The sequence below is a fragment of the Rhizobium binae genome (assembly GCF_017357225.1).
In the GTDB taxonomy this organism is placed as follows: domain Bacteria; phylum Pseudomonadota; class Alphaproteobacteria; order Rhizobiales; family Rhizobiaceae; genus Rhizobium; species Rhizobium binae.
Genome location: NZ_CP071604.1, coordinates 731,222 through 745,487, shown reverse-complemented (window position 1 = coordinate 745,487; position 14,266 = coordinate 731,222). Strand labels below are relative to the sequence as shown.

16 protein-coding genes are annotated in these 14,266 nt (G+C 61.0%); 1 reads left to right on the top strand and 15 read right to left on the bottom strand.

Annotated features, from left to right (window positions below; translation table 11 throughout):
• Positions 1–41 precede the first annotated feature (41 nt).
• Complete coding sequence (locus J2J99_RS03670) at positions 42–1,064, top strand: LacI family DNA-binding transcriptional regulator (protein ID WP_168295981.1); 1,023 nt, start codon at positions 42–44, stop codon at positions 1,062–1,064.
• 12 nt (positions 1,065–1,076) lie between these two features.
• Here J2J99_RS03670 and folD read toward each other — a convergent pair whose 3' ends face one another.
• The 15 genes from folD to flgK all read right to left on the bottom strand — a co-directional run bounded on the left by folD (position 1,077) and on the right by flgK (position 14,251).
• Positions 1,077–1,976 (bottom strand): bifunctional methylenetetrahydrofolate dehydrogenase/methenyltetrahydrofolate cyclohydrolase FolD, encoded by a 900-nt coding sequence (gene folD, locus J2J99_RS03665; RefSeq protein ID WP_168295980.1) that lies wholly within the window; start codon positions 1,974–1,976, stop codon positions 1,077–1,079.
• Between the two features lie 121 nt (positions 1,977–2,097).
• The gene (locus tag J2J99_RS03660; RefSeq protein ID WP_168295979.1) at positions 2,098–3,876 is read right to left on the bottom strand and encodes a GumC domain-containing protein; all 1,779 of its coding nucleotides are present in this window, start codon (positions 3,874–3,876) and stop codon (positions 2,098–2,100) included.
• Positions 3,877–4,113: 237 nt separating this feature from the next.
• Positions 4,114–4,953: a WecB/TagA/CpsF family glycosyltransferase gene (locus tag J2J99_RS03655; protein ID WP_168295978.1), complete on the bottom strand. Its 840-nt coding sequence runs from the start codon at positions 4,951–4,953 to the stop codon at positions 4,114–4,116.
• A gap of 294 nt (positions 4,954–5,247) precedes the next feature.
• Positions 5,248–5,787 carry a hypothetical protein gene (locus tag J2J99_RS03650; protein WP_168295977.1) on the bottom strand — a complete coding sequence of 180 codons (540 nt, stop codon included), beginning with the start codon at positions 5,785–5,787 and terminating at the stop codon, positions 5,248–5,250.
• On the bottom strand, positions 5,787–6,152 hold the full coding sequence (locus J2J99_RS03645; RefSeq protein ID WP_168295976.1) for a hypothetical protein: 366 nt from the start codon (positions 6,150–6,152) through the stop codon (positions 5,787–5,789). Before J2J99_RS03645 ends, J2J99_RS03650 begins: the two co-directional genes overlap by 1 nt.
• A gap of 11 nt (positions 6,153–6,163) precedes the next feature.
• On the bottom strand, positions 6,164–6,727 hold the full coding sequence (locus tag J2J99_RS03640) for a rod-binding protein (RefSeq protein ID WP_168295975.1): 564 nt from the start codon (positions 6,725–6,727) through the stop codon (positions 6,164–6,166).
• A 31-nt stretch (positions 6,728–6,758) separates the two neighbouring features.
• Positions 6,759–7,172: a hypothetical protein gene (locus tag J2J99_RS03635; RefSeq protein WP_168295974.1), complete on the bottom strand. Its 414-nt coding sequence runs from the start codon at positions 7,170–7,172 to the stop codon at positions 6,759–6,761.
• Positions 7,173–7,179: 7 nt separating this feature from the next.
• Positions 7,180–7,932, bottom strand: a complete 753-nt coding sequence (locus tag J2J99_RS03630; protein WP_168295973.1) for a flagellar biosynthetic protein FliR — start codon at positions 7,930–7,932, stop codon at positions 7,180–7,182.
• Positions 7,929–10,016, bottom strand: a complete 2,088-nt coding sequence (gene flhA / locus J2J99_RS03625) for a flagellar biosynthesis protein FlhA (protein ID WP_168295972.1) — start codon at positions 10,014–10,016, stop codon at positions 7,929–7,931. The genes J2J99_RS03630 and flhA overlap by 4 nt, the downstream gene beginning before the upstream one ends.
• Positions 10,017–10,106: 90 nt before the next feature.
• Complete coding sequence (gene fliQ / locus J2J99_RS03620; protein ID WP_009992823.1) at positions 10,107–10,373, bottom strand: flagellar biosynthesis protein FliQ; 267 nt, start codon at positions 10,371–10,373, stop codon at positions 10,107–10,109.
• Positions 10,374–10,461: 88 nt separating this feature from the next.
• On the bottom strand, positions 10,462–10,887 hold the full coding sequence (gene flgD / locus J2J99_RS03615; RefSeq protein WP_168295971.1) for a flagellar hook assembly protein FlgD: 426 nt from the start codon (positions 10,885–10,887) through the stop codon (positions 10,462–10,464).
• Positions 10,878–11,327: a flagellar biosynthesis repressor FlbT gene (gene flbT, locus J2J99_RS03610; protein WP_138395535.1), complete on the bottom strand. Its 450-nt coding sequence runs from the start codon at positions 11,325–11,327 to the stop codon at positions 10,878–10,880. The genes flgD and flbT overlap by 10 nt, the downstream gene beginning before the upstream one ends.
• A complete protein-coding gene (gene flaF / locus J2J99_RS03605) occupies positions 11,324–11,671 on the bottom strand; it encodes a flagellar biosynthesis regulator FlaF (RefSeq protein WP_168295970.1) in 348 nt (115 codons plus the stop codon). Before flaF ends, flbT begins: the two co-directional genes overlap by 4 nt.
• Before the next feature lie 36 nt (positions 11,672–11,707).
• The gene (locus tag J2J99_RS03600) at positions 11,708–12,760 is read right to left on the bottom strand and encodes a flagellar hook-associated family protein (RefSeq protein WP_168295969.1); all 1,053 of its coding nucleotides are present in this window, start codon (positions 12,758–12,760) and stop codon (positions 11,708–11,710) included.
• 3 nt (positions 12,761–12,763) lie between these two features.
• A complete protein-coding gene (gene flgK / locus J2J99_RS03595) occupies positions 12,764–14,251 on the bottom strand; it encodes a flagellar hook-associated protein FlgK (RefSeq protein ID WP_168295968.1) in 1,488 nt (495 codons plus the stop codon).
• Positions 14,252–14,266 lie beyond the last annotated feature (15 nt).

Sequence of the window (14,266 nt, the reverse complement as noted above, 5' to 3'; positions counted from 1 at the left end):
TTTAGAGCGGCCGACGGGCGGGCCGGGAGGAAGCATAACAGGTGAATCTCAAACAGCTATCGGAATTGCTTGGGCTGTCGCAGACGACGGTGAGCCGGGCGCTGAACGGTTATCCCGAGGTCAATGAAGCGACCCGGGAGCGCGTGCTCCAGGCCGTCAAGGAAACCGGATACCGGCCGAACAAGGCTGCTCAGCGGCTTGCGACCGGCAAGGCAGGCTCGATCGGCCTGGTCATGCCGACGGCGCCCGGCCACCAGTCCGACGTGCATTTCGGCGAATTCCTGGCCGGGCTCGGCGAGGAGGCCGTGCGCCACGATTTCCATTTCGTCATCATGCCGTCCGATCCTGATGACGAGGTGGCCGCGCTCCGGCGGCTTGCGATCAGCGGCAATGTCGATGCACTGTTCGTCGCCTATATGCGCGGCCACGACCCGCGCCTTCCCATGCTGAAATCGCTCTCCATGCCCTATGTCGTGCATGGCCGCTCCTTCGGCGCGGAGCCTGATTATCCCTATCTCGACATCGACAATGAAGGCGCGTTCTACGATGCGACGCGGCTATTGCTGCAGCTCGGTCATACACGCTTTGCGCTGATGAACGGGCAAGTGCATCTCGATTTCGCCATCCGCAGGAAGAACGGCGTCGTAACGGCGCTTGCCGAGCGCGGACTGGCTCTCGAGGAGGATTGCGTCATCCACGCGCTGATGACCGACGAACAGGGTCTGGTGGCGATGGAACGCTTCCTGCAGCTGCCGCAGCGGCCTACGGCCATCCTCTGCTCCAGCACGGTGATGGCGCTCGGGGCGATCCGCGCGGTCAACCAGGCGGGATTGCGGCTCGGCGAAGATATTTCGCTGATCGCCCATGACGACGTTCTGCCGCTGTTGAAGCCGGAAAATTTCTCCGTGCCGCTGACGACGACCCGCTCGTCGCTGCGTGCTGCCGGCGTTCGCATCGCCCAGCGGCTGATCGGCACTGTGAAACAGGCTGGGCCCTTCCCCGAGCAGGAGCTCTGGAAGACCGAGCTGATCGTCAGGGCCTCGACCGGCCCTGCCCCCAGTTAACACCAGTCTGCCTTAAAACTGCGGCGGCGTCTGCCCCGCGGCGCGGTGGGCAGCGATGACCGTATTGGCCATCAGCATGGCGATGGTCATCGGGCCGACGCCGCCTGGAACCGGGGTGATGGTGCCGGCGACTGCGCAGACCTCGGCGAAGGCGACGTCACCGACGAGCCGGGTCTTGCCCTCGCCTCTGTCGGGCGCCGGCACGCGATTGATGCCGACATCGATGACCGTCGCGCCCGGCTTGACCCACTCGGCCTTGACCATTTCCGGCCGGCCGACGGCTGCCACCAGAATATCGGCGTTGCGGCAGACCTCGGCGAGGTTCTTCGTTCTCGAATGCGCCATCGTCACCGTCGCATTGGCGTTGAGCAGCAATTGCGCCATCGGCTTGCCGAACAGGTTGGAGCGGCCGATGACGACGGCGTTGAGACCGGAGAGATCCTCGCCATGGGTGCGGCGGACGAAGACCATGGCGCCGGCCGGCGTGCAGGAGACCAGGCCGGTCTTCAGGTCGCCGGTGGCAAGCTTGCCGGCATTGACGACGCTCAGGCCATCGACATCCTTTTCCGGCAGGATCGACTGGATGATCGGCTCGCTGTCGAGCGGTTTCGGCAAGGGCAGCTGCACCAGGATACCGTGGATCGACGGATCGGCGTTGAGGGTGGCGACGAGCGCTGCGAGTTCTTCCTGCTTCGTGTCCGCCGGCAGCGTGTGCTGGACGGACTTGAAACCACATTCCTTGGCCATGCGGCTCTTGGAGCCGACATAGGCGTGGCTTCCCGGATCGTCGCCGACGATGATGACGGCAAGGCCGGTGGTGACGCCGCTGCTTTTTTGCAGCGCTGCCGTCGCACTCTTGACTGTCTGAATTACGGATGCAGCTACAAGCTTGCCGTCGATTACTGTCGTCACGCGTCTCTCCGCCCTGTTTTCATGTCAATCTAGGGATAGTTGACGAGCGTCAAATGCCCGCTAACGCCCTATCCTGTCGGAAAGCGGCAAGGCAATATCAAACTTGCAAGGAAATGTTGGTTCAGCGGCGCGGCTGCCGCACTTCAATCCCATGACCACGCAGCCGGTCACGCAGGCCGGAGATCTCGGAGCGCAACTCCTGCATCTCGTCGAGCGCCGCCGCGGCCGGCGCGGGCTCTGGTGGCGGGGACACAACCGACGGAGACACAACCGGCGGAGACACTGGCATTTCCGTTGCAGAGGCCGCGACGGATTTGCGCAAAAACAGCAGGAAAGCCAGGCCAAGACCGAGTGCCAGGCCGGCGGCGGCCCCGGTCAGCGCGCCGCCGATCGAGCCATTCGTTCCCGCCACCTTCGACACGAGCGGCGATTTCAGCACGATCAGATGGCCGTCGTCGGCTGCCCCCGTTGTGGAGGCGGCCTCCTCCAGGCGCACGCGCGCGGCATTCGCCTTCTCGCGCAGCTCGGTCAGCCGGGCCAAATCGACGCCGGTATCCCGGCTCTGGGCGATCAACGTGTTGCGGCGATCGTTCAGCTCCTTGCGCGCATCGACCGCAGCCTTGGCGGCGGCATTGGCGAGCTGGGCAATATGGGCAAGCTCCTTGCCCATGTTCTCCTTCAGTCCATCCGTTTCGGCCTGCTGCTGCAACAGCCGCGGATGGCGCGGGCCAAGCTCGGCCGAAAGCTGCGCCAGCGTCGTCCGGGCGACGGCATATTTGTCGCGCCAATCCTGCAGCGCCGGCGAAAGCATGTTGGACGGAAGCGACCCATCCAGGACGGCCGCGAGTTTTGCCGCCTTCAGCCGGTCGGCCTGCGCCTTCGTCGCGAGGATATTCTGGTCGGCCTGTTTCAGATCGGCATCGAGCCCGTCGATCTGGCGGCGCAGGTCGCTCGCTACCTTGACGTTTCCCTCTCCGCTTTTTGCCGTGAAGGCGGCAAGCTCCGCCTTCGCCTCTGCATAGGCCTTGCGCAGCGCGGTCTCGGTTTCGGAGTTCCGGCCCGAACCGCTGCCTGCTGACACCGCTTCGCCAAGCCGTGCGGCAATGCGCATGGATTTGCTGCTGTCGCCGGTCGTCACCGTGACGAGGATCGTACCGGCGGCGACATCGGGCACGACCTCGACCGCATGTTTCAGCGCCGCCTCGGCGCGCGAGGCCGGATCGGCAGCAGCTCCGGTGGCCGAGAGGAGATCGAGCGCAACGCCGAGCGCATTGGCACTGGAGCCGGCAAATTCCGGGTCGTGATCAAGTTTCAGCGCAGCGACCGTCGAGGCCATCACCCGCGCCGACAACAGGCCTTTCGCCGCAGCCTGGGTGAAAGCGCCGCGGCTTGACGCATGCGTCTTTACCGAAAGCGTCGTCTCGGCGCGGTAGAGGGCGGGCGCGACCGGCCTCAACGCCGGCAGCCCTGCGCCGAGGATCGTGGCGGTGACGACCGTCATGACAAGCCCGAAGCGGCCGGCGAGGTAACGCGGCGCGGCCGGCTGGGATCCGGCGGCCTCCTCAGGGATCACGGCCAGCGGCGCGGGTGAGAACGTGGGTTCGGCGGCCGCAGCGACTGGCTTCTCATGGGCGGCCGGCTCCGCCGCAAGAGGACGGCCGATATCGTTGGCAGCCCGAAGGCGGTTGCCGAGGATGGTTTCGATGCGGTCGACCAGCGGCGCCGGACGCGCCGCCATCGCGCGCTGCTCTTCGAGGGCGCGACCGATCGCCCGTAGCAATTCGGCCTCGGGCAGCGCGATATCTGCCCCCTTCGACCGCCGGCGATAAGGATCGTCAAAGGGGCGCGGCTCCGCGGCTGCGCGATCCTGGAAGCTGTTTCTCGCCCTGATATCGTACATTTGCGCCACTTCTCATGCACATGATGGCCGAGTTCAATGATCCGCACGCGATGCAGATGATTAAACGACTCTAAATATTCATGGCAAAGAAATGGTTAACCGCGACCGGCAAGAATTGCGGTCCGACGTCGAATTCGAACCGGTGACGCCCTTCGCAGATGTGGCAAACGCGATAGAACAGGATGTCGTCCGAAAACACCCTGCACTTTTCGGCATCATGCTCTAGGCGCTGCCGGTTCAGCTCGCCTTCCTGCGATAGGCAGCCGGCTGCGAGACGCTGCGAGGCTCTTCCGGCTGGCTGAGAATTCTTTCGCGGCGGCGGAAGCGATAACGCAGGACATGGAAGAGGAAGACCGGAATGCCGATGATGTAGCGCCGCCAGAGGCGCGCGGGTTCCTGTATCAGCCGATAGGCCCATTCCAGTCGCATCATCCGCACCGTCTTCGGCGCCCGCGGAACGGCGCCGGAGACGAAGTCGAAGAGCGCGCCTACCGTCAGCACCAGACGCGCATGGTCGGCGCGGATGTTGTCGTGAACCCATTTCTCCTGCAGCGGCGTCCCCATGCCGACGATCAGAATGTCGGGCTTCTGGCGTTCGATCTCCGCTGTGACATCAGTGGAATCGACCTTGTCGAAAAAGCCGTCGGAAATGACGACAAATTCATGCCAGGGGGTGTGCCTGCGGAAATTTTCGGCCGCTGCCTCGACGACCGAACGCGTGCCGCCGATCAGGCCGATGCGGCGCGGAGCCTCCATGAAGGTAAGGAAGGCCGGCACGAAATCGGTGCCGTTCAGATTGGCGGGAAACGGCGAGCCATGGGCAATCTGCGATGCGATGTTGAGGCCGATGCCATCCGGCAGCACCAGATTGTGCGACATGATCCGGTAATATTCGTCGTCGCGCAACGCCGTCAGCATATTATGGGCGTTGACGAAGCAAACGACGGTCTGGCCGACGGGAATGGAGGCCAGCTCGTTGATGAAAACGAGGGCATCGTCCCAGCCGAGATCGCAGACCGGCAGATCGAAGATCGTCCGCCGCGACGCAAGCACCGCGAAGTTTGCAATCAAATTCATTCCTACCTCCTGCCGAGGGTGCGTCATGCGCCCGACATCCCGGAAAACAAGCCCATATTTTTCCGCACCCGGAGGACTCGAAAGGACCGGTCGCGTCACGCATGGACGGCGTCGCCCCGATCACGGAAAACGGCGCATGCCAAGCTGTGACACCTGATATAACAGGAGGCTTTCAAACAACCCTTAGGAAAATTCCTTGGATTTCGATGCTCGCATAAGTGGTTTATTAACCACGTCAGGCCCAACGACAAACGGCGCCCGAAGGCGCCGTTCGTGCATCGATGATCCGTTGTTTCAATGGCCGGTCGGCGCCGGCGTTTCCCCGGCCGAGGCGCCTTCGATGATCTTGACGGGAGCGCCGAGCTTCTTCGGCTCACCGGCCGCGTTTTGCCTGACCTCTTCCTTGGAGAGATAATCGAGCTGCTCCAGCATCACTTCGGCGACATATTCGCCGCCGAGGCGCTCGTTCATGCCCTTCTTGATCTCCTCGCGGAACGCCTTCGGATCGAAGGATTTGATGTGCGCGAGATCGACCATCTTGTTGCCGATGAGCAGGCTGAAAAGTTCGTCGGTCGTCATCTCGGTCAGCGGCAAGGTCACGCCCTTCAGCATGTCCTTGTTCATCATGAAGGAAATGCGGCCGAGGAAATAACCGGTGATCGCGCCATCGCCGATGACCGGGACCGTGATCGTTTCACCCTTCACCAGTTCGAGCGCGCTCTGCTTGGAATCCGTAGCCGCGGGCGCTGGTGCCGTCGCCATGTACACCGAAAAGTAAACCGAGGCCAAGGTGATGGCGCAAACCCAGATACCGGTGAGGACGAGCTTGATCATCAGTTCCCACGCGCGGCGAATTGTTCCTGGGAATAGGTGCCGTCGCCGTCGGCGTCCTGAACGGCATTCTTCAGGAGGTCGGCGACGGCGCGAACCGCCTCAAGATGGGCTTCGACACGCCGGGCGTTGAGCACCAGCTTCTTCTTCAGGCCGTGCAGCTGATCGAGATGGGCAGCGGCAAGCTCGGCCGGATCGGTATCGCGGAAAAGCATCGACAGCTCGTAGAGGCAGCGGCTCTTGTGCGCATTGGAGACCTTGAGATCGAACTGCGGATCGTTGCCGATCCGAGTATTCTCATTGTCGATGATCATTTCGAGGCGTCCGAGAACGGATTTGATCCTGTATTCGTTCGAGATTATTTCCATTGTACCCTCGATTATGCGTCGCTTGCCGTCTTGGCGTCCGCCGTCGGCGTGCCAAAGGTCTTGCGCTGGAAGTCGTCGATCATGCTGAGTGCGGTGTTGCGGTCACGATCATCGGTCGAGGCATTGACGATCTTGCCTTCCTGTCGGCGCAGCTGCTCGCTGTACATCTGCTTGGCAATGCCGATGCCGTCGCCCTTGGCCATGGTGTTGCCGAGCTGCTCGGCCATCATCCCCTTCCAGATATCGCCGGTCGCTCCCTTGCCGTAGACGTCTTCACTTTCACTCGGCAGCATCGACTTGACGAAGTTCTGCAGCACCATAGCCTCGAACTTCCGGTAGCTTTCCGGAACCTCCTCGGTCTTGGTGCGGTTCTGAACGTTGGAAAGGCCGCTCTTCTGGCCGATATGATCGAGAACGTCGACCGTATTGGAGAAGCCCTTGCCGTTCTCGGCGAGGCTCGTTGCGGCAAAGGCCGCACGGTTTGCCTTCAATTTTTCCTGGGCCGCCTGAACCTCCATGGGGTCGGCGGCTTTGACCACGTCCAGGACCAGATCACTGGGGGGCGAAATAGCCACGTTACAATCCTCTAAATTAAGATCGTAACGACTATGGTTTTTGAAGCTTGCTGGAGGCTGGTGTTGCGAATTGTTGATCGATCACATCATAGACGGCATTGTCGTCGGCCTCGCGACGCTCGGCATCGAGAGCCTCTTTCATGCCCTCTTCCAGCCGATCTGCCTTGGCGCGTTCGCGCGTCAGCCGCATCTCGTGGATCTGCTGCATGCCGGTCAGCTGCTGATCCTTGATCGTCAGCCTGCCGAATCGGTCGGCGTAATTCTGCGAGAAGGCGTGGTGAACGGGGTCCATCGAACCGAGAGCGACGATGACATCGTCCATCGCCGCATTGACCTCGATGCGCTGACGGCTGGTTTCGGCCAGGTCGTTCTCCGCCATCCTCTCGATATGCCGCTGCACCGACAGCAGACGCTTGAGTTTTTGGGAGCGGCCCTTCTCGATCATACCAGCCTCATCGCCCCATATAGATCGAACCGAAGGCCTGGCCGAACTGGCTGACCAGCGCCGCGACCGAGACATAAAACAGGAAGAGCCCGCCCATCAGCAGATAGGGCGTGGAAATAAAATAGACCGGGATCTGCGGCGCCAGCTTGTTGATGAAGCCGATCGAGACGTTGAAGATCATGCCGTAAATCAGAAACGGGCTCGACAGCCGCAGCATGATGTAAGTGGTCTGCTCCAGCGTGTCGGTAAAGGAGATCAGCGTCGCGCGCATCTGCGTCAATCCGCCGAACGGCATGGTCGTGTAGGAATCGACCAGCGCGCGGAAGACGATGTGATGGAAATCCATGATGAAGAGGATCATGATGCCGGCAAAGGTGATGAAGCCGGAAAGGCTGGTCTCCGGCGCGTCTTCGATGACGTCGGCGGAGCCCGGCTGGGTATAACCGACCATCATGGCGATGATCGTTGCGGCGAACTGCATGCCGAGCGTATAGATTCTGGCCAGCATGCCGTACATCACGCCGACCAGCGATTCGCTGAAAATCAGGCCGATATAGGTTGCAGATCCGGTGTGGACAGCCGGATAGACCGTGTCCCAGAGCAGCGGCATGAGCGCGATCGACAGCGCCCCGGCGATGAAGACGCGCAGTTGCTCGGGCACGCGCGCCGAGGAAAAACCCGGAAGGGCCAGCACACAGCCGCCGATCCGGCAGAAAACCAGAAACAACGCGAGAACGGTCCCTTGCGGGTCTGATATCATGAAATCGAGCCCAAAATCTTTATCTCGATGCCCTTGGCCAGTTCGACATGCGACAGGACCGGCAGCGTGGCGAACAGCCGTTCGATGATCATGCGCACATAGGAGCGTGTTTCCGGCGACGTGACAAGGGCGAATGGCAGGCCGCGATCCATGAACTCACGGATAACTTTGCTTGCCTGCTCGCTAAACTCCTCCAGGCTTCTGGGGTCGATGTCGAACTCGATCACCTCGCCCTTGGAATCGCGTTTCAGCGCCTGGTGGAAGGCCAGATCCCATTTGCTGCCGAGCCTCAGCACGCGCAGCACGCCGTTGTCGGCAAGATCGCCGCAGAGCTGCTGGGCCATGCGGATGCGGACGTGCTCGACAATCTGCTCGGTCTTCCTGACATGCGGCGCAAGCTCGGCCACCGCCTCGAGAATGAGGTGGAGGTTGCGGATCGAGACGCGCTCGGCAAGCAGGAGCTTGAGAACCGCCTGCAGGCCGGAATAGGACATGTGCGAAGAGCAGATCTCGTCGGCGAGCTTCTTGTATTCCGGGTCGAGGCGATCGATCAGCACCTTGACGTCCTTGTAGGACAGAAGCTGCGGCAGGTTGTTGCGAATGACCTCGCTCATATGGGTCAGCACCACGGAGACATTGTCGATCGGCTGGAAACCCTCGCGTTTCAGATCGTCGGCGAAGTTTTCGAGGATCGAGACGGCCGGCATGCCGAAAGCGGGCTCGCGGATTTCGTCGCCCGGAATGCTCGGGCGCCGGCCGGCGCCGGTGACGACCAGGACCTCGCCGACGCGCAAGAGATTGGAGGCGACCGTCGTGCCATGAATGCGGATTTGATAAGATTTCTCGGCGATGGCGATATCGTCGGTGACCTTGATTTCAGGGACGACAAAACCGTATTGCGTGGCGAACTTCTTGCGCATCTTGCCGACGCGGAAGGCCAGTTCCTGATGGGCGCCGAGCAGTCGCGTCGAGACCATCTTGCCGAGCGCCAGCTCGATTTCGGAGGTGCGCAACACGGACTTGACCGAATCCTTCTCCAGCTCCTTGCTCTGGACGACCTTCTTTTCCTCCTGTTCGCGGCGAAGCTTGTTTTCAGCCTCGACCTGACGCGGAATGAACCAGGCGCCGAAGGCGAGAAGGCTGCCGAGGATCACGAAGGGGACGAACGGCAGGCCCGGCATCAGCGCCAGGACGAACATCAGCACGGCCGAGATGGAGAGCGCGCGGGGATAGCCGCTCAGCTGGTTGACGACCGCCTGGTCGGTGGAGCCGGTGGTGCCGCCGCGGGAGACGAGAAGGCCGGCGGCGAGTGAGACGATGAGGGCCGGCATCTGCGAGACCAGGCCGTCGCCGACGGAGAGCTTGACGAAAACGTCAGCCGCCTCGCCAATCTGCATGCCGTGACGGAAATAGCCGATGATGATGCCACCGAAGACGTTAATGGCGGTGATGATGAGGCCGGCGACGGCATCGCCGCGCACGAACTTCGAGGCACCGTCCATCGCACCGAAGAAGGAGCTTTCCTCCTCGAGCTCCCTGCGCCGGCGCTGGGCTTCCCTCTCATCGATAATGCCGGCCGAGAGATCGGCATCGATCGACATCTGCTTGCCGGGGATGGCATCCAGCGTGAAACGGGCGCCGACTTCGGCGATACGCGTGGCGCCTTTGGTGATGACGATGAAGTTGATGGTGATCAGAATCAGGAAGACGATCAGACCGATGACGAAGTCGCCGGACATCACCAGGCTTGCGAAACCGGCAATGACGCCGCCGGCGGCATCGTGGCCTTCATTGCCGTGGGACAGGATGACGCGGGTGGTGGCGATGTTCAGCGCCAGCCTGGTCATTGTCGCGATCAGCAGGATGGTCGGAAAGGACGAAAAGTCGAGCGGCTTCTGGATCCACAGCGCGACCATCAGGATCAGCACCGAAAAGGCGATCGAGAAGGCCAGTCCCATATCGATCAGGAACGGCGGAATCGGCAGGAAGAGAATGCAGATGATGCCGACAATGCCGAGGGCAAAACCGACATCGCGCAGGCTGGGGGCGACTTTCGGAAGGGGGAGTGCAGGTGGTTGCGCCATGACAGTTCCGTCTCTTCATGAGAGGAGGCGGAAACGAGGTCCGCCCAGTTCGCACCGACAGTTAAATGGCGAAGCTTGCGCGAAGGTGGCTCAGAAGCCGGATTGAATGCGCGAGAAGACCAGATTGGTGAAAATCGAGATCTGGGAGCCGACAAAGGGCGCGGTAACGCCGACCGTGATGAGCACCGCGACGATCTTCGGCACGAAGGTCAGCGTCGCTTCCTGCACCTGGGTCAAGGCCTGGATCAGAGCGATCACGAGACCCACCACCATCGCGGCGATCACGGCAGGACCGGCGGCAATCAGGACCGTCCAGATCGCGGCCTGGAACAGATCCAATGCATCAGCTTCATTCATCTGAAGGCAACCTCATATCGCCTCGAAGCAGCCCGCCATAGCCGGGCTGCGATTGATCGGCCAACCAGGCGCCTCGGCGCCTTTCGCATCAGGAGCTGCTGCTCGGCGCCTCGTCGGCAACAGTGATTCCCGCCTGCACGAGTATCTTACCGCCATCCGCCGTCGTCGCAATGATGCCGTCGGAATAAACCTTGACGGAATCGATGACACCTTTGACGGTGCCGTCGGCGCTTTCCATATATTTGCCGACATAGCTGCTGGCCTGCGTCAGGCTCGAGCTTGCCAGAAGCGTGTCCAGCTTGGTGTTGGTCTGGATCGTCTGCTCGACCTGCGAGAAAGTGGCAAGCTGAGCGACCTGCTCGCTGGCATCCATCGGATCGGTCGGATCCTGGTTCTTCATCTGCGCGATGAGCAGCTGAAGGAAGTTGTCGTAGTTCAGCGTCGCCTTCTGGGTCGAGCTTGACGTGCCGGTCGAGGTCGAGCTCGTCACCTTTGACGTTGCATCTACCGCCATGGTGCGATCTCCTTGCGGATCTGCTCGACCATCGTCGGCGGCAGTTCGTGGTTGTTGAGAATATTGTCTTCGATCGCGTAGAGACCGCGGATCGCCTTCAGCGCGTCGAAGGCGCGGCCGGTCGACACAAGTGCGTCGATGCGCTTCAGTTCGGCGAGGATCTCTTCATTCTTGAAGCAGGTGAGCAGCATGGTGATCGACTTGCGGAACATCGCCGTCGAGTGCTCCTTGCCCTCGGGGTTGATGAGGATCATCTGCGCGATAAAGTAGAGCTGGCGCAGGGGCGTCGTCGCACCTTCCGGCTGCAGGACGTGATTTTCGAGAAGGAACGTCACATCATTCAGGAATTCCAGCGCGACCTTGCGGTCGACACGCAGGACGGCGCCGTTGATGAAGATTCTTTCCCCGGCTTTCAGAGAAATGCGTAGTGTACTTTTCATTTAAGTCCATCCCTGATGATGGTGGTAACGTCGATGATGCCCTGGTAGTTATTAGACAGACGTTTTCTGATCCGGTCGCATTCCTTCAATATCCAGATTGCGATCGAGATGAGATTGGCCCTGAGCTGAACATCCAGCTGGTTGTCCGGATGCTTCAGATCCTCGATGAAGCTGATCCACACCCGACGCGTATAAAACAGGGCATCAATGGCTTCCCGACCGTATTTTTCCTTGTCGCGCGCCAACGCCAGCAGTTCTATGGACCGGTCAAGAACCTGCCATTCCCGCTCTTTCGCGTCGGCCACCGAGTCCTGCATGACTTCGGCATATGAGAACTGATACATTCATGCATCCTTCTTTATATTGCGCGCCTTTGCTCATCAAAGGTAGTTTACGAGACTCAACTGCTGGATCTTCGAAACGATCGTGTAAGCGGTTTCAAGCTGTGTTTCCAAAGTCTTGACAAGGGTCGAGGCTTCGTAGGGATCAACGCCCTGAAGATCCACCAGCTTGTTCTTGATGATGTTCGACTGCGCGTCGAGAGCGTCGTTGGATTTCTTGACACGCTCCTGGGAGAGGCCAAGCTGGCTTGCCTGCGTCACCAGGCCGCTGGTCGCCTTGGCCGTGTAGCTGATAGCCTGCTTGGAGACAGTCGTCATTGCATCCGTGCTGAGGTTCTGGCCGAGCAGCGCGGAGGTCATGACCGAGGCGAGCGCAAGATAACGCATGCCTTCGGAATTGGCGTTGGTCGAGGATTCGATCACTTCCGAGTTGCTGATGCGGCTCGTCATGTTCTGGCTCGATGCCTGCGACCATCCGGTCGCCGCATTGGTCCAATTGGCCTCACTGAACATCGGCTCGACCGTCGTCGTGATGAAGGTCTCCATTTCGGTGCCGGTGAGATCGCTGACGGCCTTCGGCGGAGCAAGACCAGCGGCGTAGCTGTTCAGCGCCGTGACGATCGCCGCACTCGTGGCGGTCGTCTTGTCGGTCAGCGGCTGCACGTCGGTGTTGATGCCGGAGAACAGATATTCGCCGTTCACCATGGTATTGGCCGTATCCATCATGGTCGACAGCGCGCTGGTCGCCGACTGGATGGCGACGGTGATGCTGCCCGGATCGTGACTGCCCTGCAGCGCGGTCAGCTTCGAAACCAGGCCATCGCCGACGTCCTTCATCTTGGACAGGCCGAGCTGCGAGGATTCCATGCGGGCGCTGACAAGCGAATTGCTTGATTTGATCGAATCGATCCGGTCGGTCTCGCGGGTGAAGTCGACGCTTCTGGCAGCGTTGCCGCCGAGCGAGACACCGATATCCGCATAGACTCCCGTCGTTGCTTCCATCGTCGCCTTCGTCATCTGGTTCTGTGCCTGACGGATCGTCAAGCGCATCGCACTTTGAATGGCGCTACTTGAAATAAATGAGCTCTTCATGGCTTAACTCGCGATATCCAGCAATGACTTCAACATTTCGTCGACAGCGTTAAGAATCTTGGTCGCCGCTTTGTAGGACTGTTCGATATCGAGAAGCAGCGTCAGTTCCTCGTCGAGGTTGACACCGGTTTCGTTGGAATAGGCTTCGTCGGAGCGCGACAGGGCCGCCGAGGTATTTTCCGCAGCCGTCGTGGCATTGCTGCGATACTGCTCGAGCCAGCCGAGGGAATTGGTCGCGTATTCCATGATGCTGACGTTCGAATCGATCCCCGTCGTAGCGTCGAAGCCGACTGCCGGACCTGCCGCCGGATCGAAATCGATGTCGGCGCCCAAGGCGGTGTAAAGGCGGTCGAGGTCCGTCGTGTAGCCACTGAGGCCGGCGGGATTGTTGACGACGCCGTTGACGTTGACGCCGCCATCGCGCAGCCGCATCGGGTCGCCGCCCTGCGATGTGATCACACGGCTGCTGACGCTGATGGTCGACGCCATGCCGGCAATCGCAGTGCCGCCGGTATCGACGGTGCCGCCGCTCCAGGTAAACAGGCCGGGCACATAGGCCGGCGGCCCAGCGGTATTCTGCTCCTTGAAGAGAGAAACAAGGCCGCGGGCGATTTCGTCGAGCTGCTTCTGGAAGTTGGGGGCGATCTCGTCGCGGACCTGAAGGAGCGACTGGAGGCTCCCCTGCGCCGTCGTCGTCGATCCACCGCCGCGCGGCAGCGCGACACCGTCGATATAGACCGCATTGCCAGTGATGCTGGCGTTGTAGACATCTTGCGCCTGGAACGTCACCTTGCGCGGGATCGTCTCGAAGAGGATCGTCCCGTCGGGCGTGCTCAGCACCATGTCGTTGTTGTCGCGCGTCGTCGCGCTGACACCGACGATCTGCGAAATCTGCTTCAGCACCTTCTCGCGTTCGTCGAGCGCGCCGGATGCATCCGCACCCGAGGACGTCGCGGTCTTCACCGCGTTGTTGGCCTTCTCGAACTGGCTGAGGAGCGTGTTCAGTGTATCGACCGCGGTAGCGATCTGCTTGTCGGCGCCGGCACGAACGTCCTGAACGGATTGCGAGGCATTGTTCAGCGAGTTGGCGACGTCCTGAGCGGCGGTGATGGCGCCTTGGGCGGCGACGGTGCTGCCGGGCGACGTGCGGAAGGCCTGGAGCTTCTGCTGGAACACCCCGAGATAGGTGGACGGCGACGTTTCATAGTCGTTGCCACCCATAATCGACTTCAGGTCCTCGAGGCCGCTCAGCAGGGTCTGCTGAGCGCTGTCCTGAGAGGACGACTTGAGATATTGGCGCAGCAGGGCGTCTTCCTGAGCCCGGTCGATCTTGACGACCTGCGCGCCGTTCAGGGACGTGGTAAGCATTGCCTGCCGGCGCACATAATCCTTGTTGCCCGCATTCGAGATATTGTTCGATACGACACTGCTCTGCGTGCCGGTATTGTTGAATATGTTCTGCGCGGTATTAAGTGCGGATGTGAGCGACATGGCTTACCCGTTACC